We start from the raw sequence: 15,100 nt of genomic DNA on the forward strand, positions 1-15,100 counted from the left end.
ATGACCGCAGGGTGGCAAGGCCCGAATTTTTGGCAATGCTGGTCCGGCGCGCGGCCGGATCCCGGCGGGGCTTGCAAAAGGGTGTCCTTGCGTTAGTGTGAACCAATTCATGATTGGTTCAGGATTTCATGACACCCGACCGGATTGCCGCCGACAGCCACGCGCTTCTTCACCTTCAGCAGGCCACCTTGCGCCTGCCACGGCACCAGGCCGCGCTGCTGGACGATGTGTCGCTGTCCGTTTCGCGGGGTGAAACCCTGTGCATCGTCGGCGAATCGGGCTGCGGCAAAAGCCTGACCTCGCTGGCGATGATGGGGTTGCTTTCGCCGAACCTGCGCGACGGGCTGTCGGGACGCATGGTCTTCGAGGGGGACGAGATCGCCTTGACCGACCGCAAGGCGCTGGCCGGGCTGCGGGGTCGGCGGATCGGCATGATCTTTCAGGAACCGATGTCCAGCCTCAACCCCGCCCATCGCATCGGCGACCAGATCGCGGAAGCATGGCGGCGGCACAATCCCGGCGACGGGCGCGATCGGGCGCTGGCCATGCTGCGCCGTGTGGGCATCCCGGCCGCGGAACGCCGGATGCGCGACTATCCGCATCAGATGTCGGGCGGGATGCGGCAGCGGGTGATGATCGCGATGGCGCTGGTCAACAATCCCGACCTGCTGATCGCGGACGAACCGACCACGGCGCTGGATGTGACCATTCAGGCCCAGATCCTGGATCTGATCGCGGAATTGCAGGCGGGCGGCGAGATGGGCACGATCCTGATCACGCATGATCTGGGCGTGGTCGCCGAGGTTGCGACCAGCGTCGCTGTCATGTATGCGGGACGCATCGTCGAGACCGGTCCGGCCGAGGCGATCTTTCGCGATCCGCAACATCCCTATACGATCGGTCTGATGTCCTCGGTCCCCGCGCTGCGCGGTCCGCGCCGCAGGCTGGCCACGGTGCCCGGTATCGTGCCCTCGATCGAAACCATGCCCCGGGGCTGCCGCTTTTCGACCCGCTGTCCCTTCGCGCGGCCAATCTGCGCAACCACGCCGGATCTGACAGAGGTCGCACCCGACCATCGCACGGCCTGCCATTTCGCGCCGCTGGAAACCCGGCTGGAGGGCGCCGCATGACCCGTCCCATCGTCGAGGTCGAGGGCCTGACCAAACGGTTCGCAGTCGGTGGTGGGCTATTGCAGAAACCGCGTCCGCTGCATGCCGTGGACGGCGTCGACCTGCACGTGAACGAGGGCCAGACCTTTGCCATCGTCGGCGAATCGGGCTGTGGAAAATCGACCCTGGCGCGTCTTCTGATGCGACTGCTGGAACCCTCGGAGGGCCGGATCCGCGTGGCTGGCCGCGACATTTCCGACCTCGCCGGCGCCGATCTGCGCGCCCTGCGTCGTGATGTGCAGTTCATCTTTCAGGATCCGTTCTCATCGCTCAATCCGCGCCTTTCGGTGGGGCGTCTCGTGGGCGAGCCGCTGGAGGCGCACCGACCCGAGATGAGCAGCCGTGACCGCCGGTCCGAGGTCGCGCGCCTCCTGGCGCAGGTCGGCCTGCGCCCCGAGCATATGGATCGCTATCCGCATGAATTCAGCGGTGGCCAGCGCCAGCGCATCGGCATCGCGCGGGCGCTGGCTTCGGGACCGAAAGTCCTGATCGGGGACGAGCCCGTCAGTGCGCTGGATGTCAGCGTTCAGGCGCAGGTGGTGAACCTTCTGGGGGACCTGCGCGACCGGCTGGGGCTGACGCTGATCGTCATCGCCCATGATCTTGCGGTGATCCGGCAGATGAGCGATCGCGTCGGTGTCATGTATCTGGGCCGCATCGTCGAAACCGGCCCGACCGACACGATCTTCGAAGCCCCGCGACATCCCTATACGCGCGCGCTGCTGGCGGCGATCCCCGGACCCGATGGCGGCCATGGCGGGCCGGGCCTGTCGGGCGAGACGCCAAGCCCGCTGGACCCGCCCTCGGGCTGCCATTTCCGCACCCGCTGCCCTCATGCGCAAAGCCGCTGCGCCGAGATCCGGCCGGCGCTGGAAGAGACCGGACAGGGCAGTCAGGTGGCCTGTCTGCGCTGGCGCGAGATTGCCGGCGATGGACAGGCCGCGCCACCCCGGTCGGCCCGCAGCGACGGCGCCGAGATCCGCTTTCGTCTCTATCGCGAGGCTTTGGCGCAAAAGGAAAACACCAAGAAAACCCAACAGGAGACAAAGACATGAACATTCGCAGAACCCTGCTGCTGGCGGCCCTGCTTGGCACCAGCGCGATGGCCGCGCAGGCCCAGACCCTGCGCATCGGGCTGGAAAGCGATCCTGATGCGCTGGATCCGGACAAGAGCCGCACCTTCGTCGGGCGGATCGTGTTCACCGCCCTGTGCGACAAGCTGATCGACGTGACGCCGGATCTGAAACTGGTGCCGCAACTGGCCACGGAATGGAGCGTCAGCGAGGATGGCAAGACCGTGGACATGACCCTGCGCGAAGGCGTCGTCTTCCATGATGGCACGCCCTTCGACGGCGAGGCGGTCAAGGCGAATATCGAACGCTCGCAAACGCTGGAGGACAGCGTGCGCAAATCCGAAGTCAGTTCGATCACCGAGGTCGAGGTGGTCGATCCGACCCATGTCAGGCTGCGCTTGTCGGCCCCCGACGCGCCGCTTCTGGCGCAGCTGGCCGACCGGTCGGGGATGATGATGTCGCCGGCGGCGTTCGATGACGATTTCAGCGCCCAGCCAGTCTGTTCGGGGCCGTTCAAGTTCAAGAACCGCGTCGCGCAGGACAAGATCGAGCTTGAGAAATTCGCCGATTACTGGAACGCCGACCAGATCAAGGTCGATGCCGTAAGCTACCTGCCGATCCCGGATTCGACCGTGCGGCTGGCCAACCTGCAATCGGGCGATCTGGACCTGATCAACCGACTCGCCGCCACCGATGTCGAAGCGGTCAAGAGCGCCGGGAACCTGAAATACGAACGCGCCGACGGGCTGGGCTATCAGGGGATCACCTTCAACACCAACAACGGCGCCAAGGCCGACAACCCCTTCGGGCAGGATCCGAAGCTGCGTCAGGCCCTGTCGCTGGCCATCGACCGCAACGCCATCAACCAGGTGGTCTTTGCCGGCCTGAATGCGCCGGCCAGCCAGTTCGTGCCGGCCGTCAGCCCGTTCTTCGATCCGGCCTATCCGGTCCCCGAACGCGATGTCGAGAAGGCCAAGGCGCTGCTGGCAGAGGCCGGTATCGAGGGCGGAATCGATCTGGAACTGCAATTTCCCAACCGTCCCGAAAGCCAGCAGGTCGTGCAGATGATTCAGGCCATGGCGGCTGAGGCGGGCATCAACATCACCCTGACCGCCAAGGAATTCGCCACCATGCTGGCCGATCAGGCGGCGGGCGATTTTCAGGCGTCCCAGGTGGGCTGGTCCGGTCGGATCGACCCGGACGGAAACATCTACGGCTTCGTCACCACCGGCGGCGGCTTCAATGACGGCAAGTATTCGAACCCCGAGATCGACCGTATCCTGGGCGAGGCCCGCGCCGTCAGCGACGAGGCCGCCCGCAAGGATCTGTACAAGCAGGCCAACCAGATCCTGCAGACGGATCTGCCGTTGTTCTATCTCTATAACGAGGCGTGGCTCTATGGCGTCTCGGACAAGGTCGCGGGCTTCACGCCCAGCCCGGACGGGATGATCCGGCTGGAAGGCGTCAGCCTGTCCGAATGAGGCCCGGCCGGGGCGGCGTCGCCGCCGCCCCGGCCCTTTCCGAAAGGCGCCGCCATGCTGACCTATCTTGCCCGCCGCGTGATGATCGCGATCCCGACGCTGATCCTGATCTCGATTTTCGTCTTCGCGTTGCAGAAGATGCTGCCCGGCGATCCGGTGCTGGCGCTGGCCGGCGATGACCGCGACCCCGAGACGCTGGCGCGGCTGCGTGAATTGTATCACCTGAACGATCCGATCTGGATGCAATATCTGCAATGGGTGAAGAACGCCCTTCAGGGCGATCTGGGGCGTTCGATCCGGACCGGGCTGCCGGTCAGCGACATGATCGCCCAGAAGCTGCCGGTGACGATCCAGCTTGCGGTGATGTCGATGATCTTCGCCGCCGCGATCGGGATCCCGGCGGGGATCATCTCGGCGGTGAAGAAGGGCACGATCACCGATTACGCAGCCAATGTGATCGCGTTGTCGGGCCTGTCGATCCCCAATTTCTGGCTGGGGATCATGCTGATCCTGCTGGTTTCGGTGAAATGGCGGCTGCTGCCGGCCTCGGGCTATGTGCCGCTGAGCGAGGATCCGGTGCAGTCGATCCGCACCATGCTGATGCCTGCCTTCGTGCTGGGCACCGCGCTGGCGGCGTCGCTGATGCGGCACACGCGATCGGCGATGCTGGGGGTGTTGAGGCAGGACTACGTCCGCACCGCCCGCGCCAAGGGTCTGGCCGAACGCAGGGTGATCATGCACCACGCCTTCCGAAACGCCCTGACGCCGGTCGTCACGCTGATGGCGCTGCTGTTTGGCGAACTCATCGCGGGGGCTGTGCTGACCGAACAGATCTTCACCATCCCGGGCTTCGGCAAGATGGTGGTCGATGCCGTCTTCAACCGCGATTACGCGGTGGTGCAGGCGGTGGTTCTTGTCACCGCGCTGGGCTTTATCCTGATGAATCTTCTGGCCGACCTGGCCTATGTGGCACTGAACCCGCGGCTGAGGACCGGCTGATGAACGAGACCGCCGCGACCGATCCCGTCCTGTCGAAACGCCCGCAAAGCCGCGTCTGGCGCAAGCTGCGCGGCCATCGCAGCGCCATGTTCGGCGCGGTGCTTGTGGGAATGTTCGTCCTGCTGGCGCTGGCGGCGCCGATCCTGCCCGTGCCCGATCCCGCCGCCGTCGACTGGACCGCGATCCGGCAACCGCCCTCGGCCGCGCACTGGCTGGGCACGGACGAGTTGGGCCGCGATCAGTTGTCGCGGATGATCTGGGGCGCGCGCGCCTCGTTGATGGCGGGGGTGGTATCCGTCGGCATTGCCATCGTGATCGGCGTGCCTCTGGGGATCATTGCCGGGTATTTCGGCGGCTGGACCGATGCCGTGATCTCGCGCTGCACCGAGGCGCTGCTGGCGATCCCGTTCCTGATTCTCGCCATCGCGCTGGCGGCGTTCCTGGGGCCCTCGCTGACCAATGCGATGATCGCCATCGGGATCGCGGCCACGCCGGTCTTCATCCGACTGACGCGAGGCCAGGCAATCAACGTGGCATCCGAGGATTACGTCGAAAGCGCCCATGCCATCGGCCTGTCCACGGGCGTCATCCTGCGCCGCTATATCTTTCCCAATGTCCTGCCGCCGATCCTGGTGCAAGCCACGCTGACCGTCGCCAGCGCCATCATCGCCGAGGCATCGCTGTCCTTTCTGGGGCTGGGCCAGCAGCCGCCCGCGCCAAGCTGGGGGGCAATGCTGAACGTGGCCAAGGGCTTCATGACGCAGGCGCCCTGGATGGCGCTGTGGCCCGGCATCGCGATCTTTCTGGTGGTGCTGGGATTTAACCTTCTGGGCGACGGTCTGCGCGACGCGCTGGACCCGCGCGAGGATTGATCGACAGGAACAGGCATGAACAATTTCACCACACGACCCGATATCCGCGGCACCTTCGGCACCGTCACCTCGACCCATTGGCTGGCCTCGGCGACCGGGATGGGCATTCTGGAACGCGGCGGCAATGCCTTTGACGCGGCGGTGGCGACGGCGCTGGTCCTGCAGGTGGTCGAGCCGCATCTGAACGGACCGGCCGGCGATCTGCCCGCCATCGTCCATCTGGCCGAGACCGGCGAAACCCGCGTGCTCTGTGCGCAGGGCGTGGCGCCGAAGGCCGCCACGATGGACCATTACCGCAGCCTGTTCGGCGACGGACTGATCCCCGGATCGGGGCTGCTGGCGACGGTGGTGCCGGGCGCCTTCGATGGCTGGATGCTGATGTTGCGCGATCACGGCAGCATGGAGGTGTCGGAGGTTCTGGCACCGGCCATCGCCTATGCGCGGGACGGCCATCCGGTGCTGCCGCGCGTGGCCGATACCATTGCCGGTCTGGCCGATTTCTTCCGCGCGGAATGGCCCAGCAGCGCCGCCACCTGGTTGCCCGGCGATGCCGCGCCGCAGCCCTGGTCGCTGTTTCGCAATCCCGATCTTGCCGCCGCCTATCAGCGGATCGCGGACGAGGCCAGGGGCGACACCCGCGCGGCCCGGATCGACGCGGCCCGCAGCATCTGGTCACGGGGTTTCGTGGCCGACGCGATCGGCGATTATCTGGCCGGGGCAAGCGTGATGGATGTCTCGGGAAGCGCGCATTCCGGCGTGCTGTCGCGGCAGGATCTGGCGGAATGGAAGGCGACATGGGAAACGACGCTGTCGCTGGATTATCATGGCTGGACCATCCACAAGACCCATAGCTGGTCACAGGGGCCGGTGCTGTTGCAAGCGCTTCAGATCCTCAAGCATTTCGATCTGGCGGCGCTGGATCCGCTGGGCGCGGATTTCGTTCATGTCGTGGCCGAGGCGATGAAGCTGGCCTATGCCGACCGCGAGGCCTATTACGGCGATCCCGATTTCTTCGAAATTCCCATGGCGACGCTGCTGTCCGAGGATTATGCTGCGGAACGCGCGGCTCTGATCGGCGAGAAAGCCAGCCTGGAACAGCGCCCTGGCCGCCTGCCGGGTCTGGAGCATCTGGCCGACGACGCCATCGCCCGCGCCGCGCATGATTTCGATGCCGCGCGCGGGGTCAGCGCCGGCGAGCCGACGATGGCGCATCTGACCGAACGGCGCGGGGATACCGTTCACCTGGACGTGATCGACCGCTGGGGAAACATGGTCAGCGCCACGCCCTCGGGCGGATGGCTGCAATCCAGCCCGGTGATCCCGGGCCTGGGTTTTCCGCTGAACAGCCGCGCCCAGATGTTCTGGCTGCGCGATGGCTTGCCGAGCTCGCTGCGGCCGGGGGCGCGGCCGCGCACGACGCTGACGCCGTCGATGGCGGAAAAGGGCGGCACCCGGATCGCCTTTGGCACGCCCGGCGGCGACCAGCAGGATCAGTGGCAACTGATCTGGTTCCTGCGCTATGTCCATCACGGGCTGTCGATGCAGCAGGGAATGGACGCGCCGCTGTTTCACATCATGCATTTCCAGTCCAGCTTCTATCCGCGCGAGGCCAAGCCCGGTGAATTGATGGTCGAGCCGAATTTCGGCGAGACGGTGATCGAGTCTCTGCGCGCGCGGGGCCATATCGTTACCGTGGCCGAACCCTGGAGCATCGGCCGCCTGACGGCCGCGAGGCGCGAACCCGACGGGATGCTGACCGCCGCCGCCACGCCCCGGCTGATGCAGGCCTATGCGGTGGGCCGCTGATGACCTGGTCCCTGATCGCCCGCGATCCCGCGTCCGGCGCGCTTGGTATCGCCGTCGCCAGTCGCTTTTTCGCCTGCGGATCGCTGGTGCCGCATGTCGGTCCGGCAGCCGCCTTCGCCACGCAGGCCTTCGTCAACCCGGTCTGGGGCACCGAGGGGCTGCGCCGCCTGGGCGCGGGCGAGGCGGCCGATGCCCTCCTGGCCGATCTGGTTGCGCGCGATGCGGGGGCGGCGCAGCGGCAGGCCCATGCGCTGGATGCGCGGGGCGGCGGCGCGGCCCATACCGGCGCGGAATGCGTGCCCTGGGCGGGACATGTGACGGGTCAGGGCCTTTCGGTCGCGGGCAACATGCTGGAGGGGCCGCAGGTGATCGAGGACACGGCGCGCGTCTTCGCAGACCGCGCCGACCTGGACTTTCCCGACCGGATGCTGGCCGCGATGCAGGCGGGCGAGGATGCGGGCGGCGACCGTCGCGGGCGGCAGGCGGCCGGGCTGCGCATCCATCGCGGTCAGGCCCATCCCTGGCTGGATCTGCGGGCCGATGATCATGCCGATCCGCTGGCCGAACTGCGCCGATTGCTGGCGGTGGCGCGCGAACGCTATCTGATGGTCGCCGAGATCATGCCGACCGCGGAAAATTTCAGCGGCGCCCCGGATCGCAGCGATACCGACCGCCGCATCGCAGAGGCGGAACGGGCGCGGATCGCGACCGGCCGCGCCAGCGCCTCGTTCGCGACGACGAAAGGCTAGCGAGATGGAGGCAATCACCACAGCCGCGCTGCTGGAACTGGCCGCCGTCGCCGTGGGCGCGGGCATCGGCGGCGGCATTCTTGCCGGCTTGCTGGGGGTCGGCGGCGGGATCGTCATCGTTCCCGCGCTCTATTTCGCGCTGAACCTGACCGGCATGGATCCGGGCCTGACGATGAAGGTCGCGGTCGGCACCTCGCTGGCGACCATCGTGTTCACCTCGCTGGCCTCGGGTCTGGGTCATCACCGCAAGGGCGCCATCGACACCGCGCTGCTGAAACTATGGGCGCCGTCGATCCTGGTGGGTGTGGTCATCGGCAGTGTTCTGGGCGGCTATGTCTCGGGCAAGGTGCTGATCGCGGTCTTTGCCGTGGTGGCACTGGCGGTTTCGGCCGACATGATCCTGCGCAAGGGGCGCGCCGATCCCGAACCCAAGGGCTTTTCCAGACCCGTCTGGGCGGCCTTCGGGGTCTTCGCCGGCGGGGTCAGCGCGATGATGGGGATCGGCGGCGGCACGATCGGCGTGCCGCTGCTGAATTTCCTCGGCTACGACATCCGCCGCGCGGTCGGCACCTCGGCCGCGATCGGTTTCCTGATCGGGCTGCCCGGCGCGGTGATCTATGCGCTGACCGGGCTGGGCCAACAGGGGCTGCCGCCGTTTTCGCTGGGCTATGTAAACCTGCTGGCTGCGATCGTGATCATTCCGCTGACCACCAGTTTCTCGCAACTGGGCGTCAGGCTGGCCCACTCGATCCCCCGGCGGGCACTGCGCCTTGCCTTCGGCGCGTTCCTGCTGCTGACCGCGATCCGCATGTTCATCGACCTCTTTTCGGGCTAGGACATGGAGCCGCCGACCGACGACCCGGCAGCGGTCATCGCCGCCCTTGCGCCGATCCTGACCGAGGCCGCCAAGACCGGCGGCCGGCTGCCGCCCGAACGTCGGCTGGCCGAGATTCTGGGCATCCCCCGTCGCCGGCTGCGTCTGGCGCTGGACGAATTGCAGCGGCGCGGGGCGGTCTTTCGCCGCCACGGGCAGGGCACCTTCGTCACCCCGCCGCCCCGCCCCGATGCCGGACGCCACCGCCTGCTGGCCGGCAGGCTGAGCCTTGATCAGCTGATGGATGTCCGTCGCCAGATCGAGCCGCGGCTGGCCGAACTGGCGGCGACCCGTGCCGGGGCCGGGGATCTGGCGCAGCTGGAAATCCTGATGCGGCAATCGCGCGAAGCCGTGCAGCCGCAGGAATACGACCTGGCCGACGAGGTGTTTCACTACCGAATCGCCGAACTGGCGGGCAATGCGCTGTTTCTGGAAGTCTATGATCTGATCCGGCAGATGCGGCGCGAGGCCGGCTGGCGCGAACGCAGAGAGGAAACCAACGTGCCCGGTTTCCTGAGGCTTCTGGGCCAGCAGCATCAGCATATCTTCGACGCCATCGCCGCTGGCGACGCAGCGGGCGCGGGTCAGGCGCAGCGGGACCATCTCGATTTCGTCGCCAGCGCCATCGACAGCGATTGAGACCGGCTTGACAGATCTGTCGGCTTGCCTAGCTTCGGGGCGATGCGACCCGATTTCGATGATTGTTTTCCGCTGCGCGTCGCGCGCGTCCATGAGGTTTGCGGGGCCGGCGCGACGGCCTTTGCCGCCATCGCCGCCGCCCCGGCGCAAGGTCCGGTCCTGTGGCTGCGCGAGGCATGGCGCGGCGACATGCTCAATCCGCTGGGACTTGCGCCGTTCATCGATCCGTCGCGTCTGCTGGTGGCGCGCAGCGCGAACCAGACCGACAGCCTTGCGGCCGCCGAAGAGGCCTTGCGTGACGGCGCCATTCCCTTCGTGGTGGCCCAGATCACCCGCCCGCTGAACCTGCGCGAAGGGCGGCGACTGCAACTGGCTGCCGGGGCGGGGGGCACGACCGGCCTGTGCATCATCCCCGAAAACATGGGCAGCAATGCCGCCGAGACGCGCTGGCGGGCGGTCCCGATCCTGGATGACGGGCGGGGGGACTCGACTCTGATGCAATGGGAAATTATCAAGAACAAATCAGGAACAATCGGGGCCTGGCATGTTCGATGGGATCCGGAAGCGCGTGGTCTGCATGTGGTTTCCCCGGCTGGCGAGCGACCGGGCCCTGCGGGCACGCCCGGTTGAGGCGCCCTTCGCGCTGATCGTGAGCCGGAACAATGCCGAGCGTCTGGCCTGCGTGAACGTCGCGGCCGAAAGCCGTGGTCTGTGGCCCGGCATGAACCTTGCCGATGCCCGTGCCTTCTGTCCCGATCTGGTCACCCGGACCGGCGATCCCCAGGGCGATCGGGCATTCCTGGTCGCCCTGCGCCGCTGGGCCACGCGCTATTGCCCCTGGGTCGGGCTGGACGGGACTGACGGATTGGTTCTGGACATCACCGGCGCGGCGCATCTGTGGGGCGGCGAGGCGGCGATGCTGGCCGACATGCGCGCCCGCGCCGCCCGGGCCGGGCTGACGCTGCGCCTCGGCGCGGGCGACACGCGCGGCGCGGCATGGGCGCTGGCCCGGCATGGCGAGGGGATCGCGCCCGCGGGCCGGCCGCTTGCGGCCCTTGCCCCGCTGCCGGTCGCCGGGCTGCGGCTGGATGCGGATATGGTGATGGCGCTGCAACGTCTTGGCCTGCGCCGTATCGGCGATCTGGCGGGGACGGCGCGCGCGCCCCTGGCCCGCCGCTTTGGCCCCGGCCTGCTGATGCGGCTGGATCAGGCGATGGGCGAGGCAGCCGAGCCGATCACCCCCGAAGCCGATCCCGTTCGCTATGCCCTGCGCCTGAACCTGCCCGATCCGGTCGGCCTTCTGGACGACGTGATGGCGGCTGTCGGTCAACTTCTGGGTCCGCTCTGCGACCGGCTGAAGGCACAAGAGACCGGCGCGCGGCGGTTGATCCTGACCCTGCGCCGCGTTGATCAGGTCAGCCGTCAGGTGGAATTGCGCCTTGCCGCCCCGATGCGCGAGACGGCCCGAATCCTGCCCCTGTTCGAACGCGGCATCGCCGAGGTCGATGCCGGTTTCGGCATCGATCAGATCCGGCTGGAGGCGACCCTGGTCCAGCCGCTGCCGATCCAGCAGATCGGGTCTGCGACCGCCACCGGCAGTCATGACAGCCAAGACGGCCAAGACAGGCTGGACGACCTGATGACCCGGATCGGAACCCGGATCGGGCTGGAAAACCTGCTGCGTTTCCTGCCCGCCGACAGCCACATTCCCGAACGCGGCTTCGTAGCCGCCGCAGCCGCCCACAGCCGCGCCGAGACCGGCTGGTCCGCGCCGCGCCCGCGCCCGGTGATCCTGTTTCCGCCCGAACCCGTTGCCGCTTCGGGCGCGCGTCCCCCGGCCCGGTTTCGCTGGCGGCGGATGATCTTTGCCACGGCCCGCGCCACCGGCCCGGAACGGATCGCGCCGGAATGGTGGCTGGATGATCCCGCCTGGCGGTCGGGGCTGCGCGATTACTGGCGGCTTGAAACCCGGCAGGGCAGGCGGCTGTGGCTGTTCCACACGCCGCAGGATCCCGGCTGGTTCGTCCAGGGGGAATTCGCATGAGCTATGCCGAACTGGCCGTGACCACGAATTTCACCTTCCTGACCGGCGCCTCGCATCCCGAGGAACTGGTCGCCCGCGCCGCCGAACTGGGCCTTGCCGCCATCGCCATCACCGACCGCAATTCCGTCGCCGGCGTGGTGCGCGCCCATACCGCGCTGAAAGAAATGCGGCGCGAACTGGGCAAGGCCACGATCCGCTCGACCGTGCAGGTCGACACCTGCTCGCATCAGCCGGTGGGGGAATGGAAAACCGTCGGGGCCGCGGACCGGCTGTTGCCGAAACTGATCGTCGGCAGCCGTCTGGTGGCCGAGGATTGTCCGGTCGAATGGCTGGCCCTGCCGACCGACCGACCCGCATGGCACCGGCTGTCGCGGCTGCTGAGCCGTGGCAAGCGGCGGGCCGCCAAGGGCGAATGCCGGCTGATGCTGAACGATCTGCTGACCGGCTGCCGGGGCTTGATCCTGATCGCGCTGCCGCCAACCGAGCCGCACCGGGCGATCGCGCCGGTGCAGGCGATGGCCCGGCGCTATCCGGGGCGGGTCTTTCTGGGCGCCGCGCCGCGTTACGACGGCAGCGATCAGGCCTGGTTCGATACCTGCGCGGCGCTGGCCCACAGGGTGGCGGCCCCGATGGTCGCGGTGGGTGACGTGCTGATGCACCGCGCCGCCCGGCGCCGTCTGGCCGATGTGTTGACCTGTCTGCGCGAGGGGATCAGCATCGACCGCATCGGCAGCCGTGCCCTGCCCAATGCCGAGCGCCGCCTGAAATCCCCCGCCGAGATGGACCGTCTCTTTGCCCGTCACCCGGCCGCGATCCGTCGCACGACCCAGATCGCCTCGCTGTGCTGCTTCGATCTCGACCAGCTCGGCTACGATTATCCCGACGAGGTTGCAGCAGACGAGGCGCCTCAGGACAGGCTGGTCCGGCTGACCCGCGAGGGTCTGGCGCGGCGCTATCCGGGTGGCGCGCCGCAGCGGGTCCATGATCTGATCGACAAGGAACTGGCCCTGGTGGAGGAACTGAAATACGCCGCCTATTTCCTGACCGTCCACGACATCGTGGCCGAGGCACGCCGACGCGGCATCCTGTGCCAGGGGCGCGGCTCGGCCGCCAATTCGATCCTGTGCTACCTGCTGGGCATCACCGATGTCAGCCCCGATCTGATCGGCATGGTCTTCGAACGCTTCATCTCGCGCCATCGCGGCGAGCCGCCCGATATCGACGTGGATTTCGAACATGAGCGCCGCGAAGAGATGATCCAGTGGATCTACGGGAAATATGGCCGCCATCGCGCGGGCCTTTGCGCCACGGTGATCCATTTCCGTTCGCGCGCGGCGATCCGCGAGGTGGGCAAGGTGATGGGATTGTCCGGGGACGTGACCGCCGCGCTGTCGGGCCAGATCTGGGGGATGTCGAACGCGGGCGCGGATCCCGAACGGATGCGCGAACTGGGTCTTGATCCGCGGGATCGCCGCCTGTCGCAGACGATCCGCCTGATCCGCGAGATCATCGGTTTTCCGCGCCATCTGTCCCAGCATGTCGGCGGTTTCGTCATCACCCGGGGGCGGCTGGACGAATTGTGTCCGGTCGAGAATGCGGCGATGGAGGACCGCACCGTCATCGGCTGGGACAAGGACGATATCGACGCGCTGAACATCCTGAAGGTCGATGTCCTGTCGCTGGGGATGCTGACCTGCATCCGCAAGAGCTTTGACCTTCTGGAAAGCCACGAAGGCATCCGTCACAGCCTCGGTTCGGTGCCGCAGGGGGACGAGCCGACCTACCGGATGCTGCAACAGGCCAATGCGGTGGGCGTCTTTCAGGTCGAAAGCCGGGCGCAGATGAATTTCCTGCCGCGGATGAAGCCGCGTGAATTCTACGACCTGGTGATCGAGGTCGCCATCGTCCGCCCCGGCCCGATCCAGGGCGGCATGGTCAAACCCTATATCCGCCGCCGTCAGGGGCTGGAGAAAGCCGAACCTTTCGGCCCGGCCTTGGCCGAGGTGACGCGGCGGACCCTGGGGGTGCCCCTGTTTCAGGAACAGGCCATGCAGATCGCCATCGTCGGTGCGGGCTATAGCGCCGAAGAGGCCGACCGCCTGCGCCGCTCGCTGGCCTCGTTCCGGCGCATGGGCACGATCGGCGAGCATCGCGAACGCTTTGTGCAGGGGATGCTGTCGAACGGCTATGACCGTGGGGTGGCAGAACAATGTTTCTCGCAGATCGAGGGGTTTGCCGATTACGGCTTTCCCGAAAGCCACGCGGCGGCCTTCGCGATGCTGACCTATGTCTCGTCATGGCTGAAATGCCATCATCCGGCGATCTTTGCCTGCGCGTTGCTGAATTCGCAGCCGATGGGGTTTTACGCCCCCGCCCAGATCGTCCGGGACGCGCGCGAGAACGGGGTCGAGATCCGCCCCGTCTGCGTCAATTCCAGCCTCTGGGACAACCGGCTGGAACGGCGCGCCGATGGCGCATGGGCACTGCGGCTGGGATTTCGCCAGATCCGGGGCTTTCGCGACGGCGATGCCCGGCGGATCCAAGAATGTCGCGGCAACGGCTATACCGATGTCGAAAGCCTGTGGCTGCGCGCCGGAATTCCGCCCGCCGTGCTGGAACGGCTGGCCGAGGCCGACGCCTTCGCCGCCATCGGCCTGACCCGGCGTGACGCGCTGTGGCAGGTCCGTGCGATCCGGGCACCCGCGCCGCTGCCGCTGTTTTCCGATCCGCTGGATGGCGAGGCCACTTGCGAGCCGCAGGTTGCGCTGCCCGCCATGCATCTGGGCGAGGAGGTGGTCGAGGATTACGTCGCCCTGCGCCTGTCGCTGCGCGCCCATCCGATGGAATTGCTGCGCCCGCGCCTGCCGGGCCTGATCCCGAACCGTGATCTGCCACGGGTTCCGCCGCGCCGGGTTTCGGTCTGCGGCCTCGTCATCACCCGCCAGCGCCCCGGCACGGCATCGGGCGTGATCTTCCTGACGCTGGAGGACGAGACCGGGGTGGCCAATGTCGTCGTCTGGCGGCGCATCCATGACCGTTTCCGCCGCGCGGTGATGGGCGGGCGGCTGTTGCGAGTCACCGGGCGGCTGGAACGCGAAGGCATCGTGGTGCATCTGATCGCCGATCGGATCGAGGATCTGTCCCATCGCCTTGCCGAACTGGGCCATCCGCTTGAGGGTGCGGTCGGCACGACCTCGCCCCGCGCGGACATCGCGCCGCGCCCGAAACATCAACCCGCCCATGCCGGCCATCCCCGCGATCAGGCGAAACGACTTTTCCCCAGCCGGGATTTTCATTGAAAGCAGCATCGCGGCTTTGCCCGGGTCCTGGCCCGCTTGTGTCGGATGATGCACGCCGACGCATCGATGCCACCGCGACCGGTGATGGCCGACGA

12 protein-coding genes are annotated in these 15,100 nt (G+C 67.4%); all 12 read left to right on the plus strand.

Features of this window, described 5'->3' with window-relative positions; genetic code table 11:
• Window positions 1–128 precede the first annotated feature (128 nt).
• From B4L36_RS01705 to B4L36_RS01760, 12 genes are read left to right on the plus strand one after another with little or no spacing between them, the layout of a single operon-like run.
• Window positions 129–1,130 carry an ABC transporter ATP-binding protein gene (locus tag B4L36_RS01705; protein WP_292951400.1) on the plus strand — a complete coding sequence of 334 codons (1,002 nt, stop codon included), beginning with the start codon at window positions 129–131 and terminating at the stop codon, window positions 1,128–1,130.
• Window positions 1,127–2,224, plus strand: coding sequence for an ABC transporter ATP-binding protein (locus B4L36_RS01710; RefSeq protein ID WP_292951403.1), 1,098 nt, complete (start codon window positions 1,127–1,129; stop codon window positions 2,222–2,224). Before B4L36_RS01705 ends, B4L36_RS01710 begins: the two co-directional genes overlap by 4 nt.
• Window positions 2,221–3,723 (plus strand): ABC transporter substrate-binding protein, encoded by a 1,503-nt coding sequence (locus tag B4L36_RS01715; RefSeq protein WP_292951405.1) that lies wholly within the window; start codon window positions 2,221–2,223, stop codon window positions 3,721–3,723. The genes B4L36_RS01710 and B4L36_RS01715 overlap by 4 nt, the downstream gene beginning before the upstream one ends.
• A 54-nt stretch (window positions 3,724–3,777) precedes the next feature.
• Entirely contained in the window at window positions 3,778–4,722 is a 945-nt protein-coding gene (locus tag B4L36_RS01720) for an ABC transporter permease (protein ID WP_292951406.1), read from the plus strand.
• The gene (locus B4L36_RS01725; RefSeq protein WP_292951408.1) at window positions 4,722–5,594 is read left to right on the plus strand and encodes an ABC transporter permease; all 873 of its coding nucleotides are present in this window, start codon (window positions 4,722–4,724) and stop codon (window positions 5,592–5,594) included. The genes B4L36_RS01720 and B4L36_RS01725 overlap by 1 nt, the downstream gene beginning before the upstream one ends.
• Window positions 5,595–5,609: 15 nt before the next feature.
• The gene (locus B4L36_RS01730) at window positions 5,610–7,400 is read left to right on the plus strand and encodes a gamma-glutamyltransferase family protein (RefSeq protein ID WP_292951410.1); all 1,791 of its coding nucleotides are present in this window, start codon (window positions 5,610–5,612) and stop codon (window positions 7,398–7,400) included.
• Window positions 7,400–8,149, plus strand: coding sequence for a DUF1028 domain-containing protein (locus B4L36_RS01735; protein ID WP_292951413.1), 750 nt, complete (start codon window positions 7,400–7,402; stop codon window positions 8,147–8,149). Before B4L36_RS01730 ends, B4L36_RS01735 begins: the two co-directional genes overlap by 1 nt.
• A 4-nt stretch (window positions 8,150–8,153) precedes the next feature.
• Window positions 8,154–8,984 carry a sulfite exporter TauE/SafE family protein gene (locus B4L36_RS01740; RefSeq protein ID WP_292951416.1) on the plus strand — a complete coding sequence of 277 codons (831 nt, stop codon included), beginning with the start codon at window positions 8,154–8,156 and terminating at the stop codon, window positions 8,982–8,984.
• 3 nt (window positions 8,985–8,987) lie between these two features.
• Window positions 8,988–9,662 carry a FadR/GntR family transcriptional regulator gene (locus tag B4L36_RS01745; protein ID WP_292951419.1) on the plus strand — a complete coding sequence of 225 codons (675 nt, stop codon included), beginning with the start codon at window positions 8,988–8,990 and terminating at the stop codon, window positions 9,660–9,662.
• Window positions 9,663–9,704: 42 nt separating this feature from the next.
• Window positions 9,705–10,292, plus strand: coding sequence for an ImuA family protein (locus tag B4L36_RS01750; protein ID WP_292951422.1), 588 nt, complete (start codon window positions 9,705–9,707; stop codon window positions 10,290–10,292).
• Window positions 10,207–11,706 (plus strand): Y-family DNA polymerase, encoded by a 1,500-nt coding sequence (locus B4L36_RS01755; RefSeq protein WP_292951425.1) that lies wholly within the window; start codon window positions 10,207–10,209, stop codon window positions 11,704–11,706. Before B4L36_RS01750 ends, B4L36_RS01755 begins: the two co-directional genes overlap by 86 nt.
• Complete coding sequence (locus B4L36_RS01760) at window positions 11,703–15,005, plus strand: error-prone DNA polymerase (protein ID WP_292951428.1); 3,303 nt, start codon at window positions 11,703–11,705, stop codon at window positions 15,003–15,005. The genes B4L36_RS01755 and B4L36_RS01760 overlap by 4 nt, the downstream gene beginning before the upstream one ends.
• Window positions 15,006–15,100 lie beyond the last annotated feature (95 nt).

The organism is Paracoccus sp. UBA889, from assembly GCA_002294185.1.
In the GTDB taxonomy this organism is placed as follows: Bacteria; Pseudomonadota; Alphaproteobacteria; order Rhodobacterales; family Rhodobacteraceae; genus Paracoccus.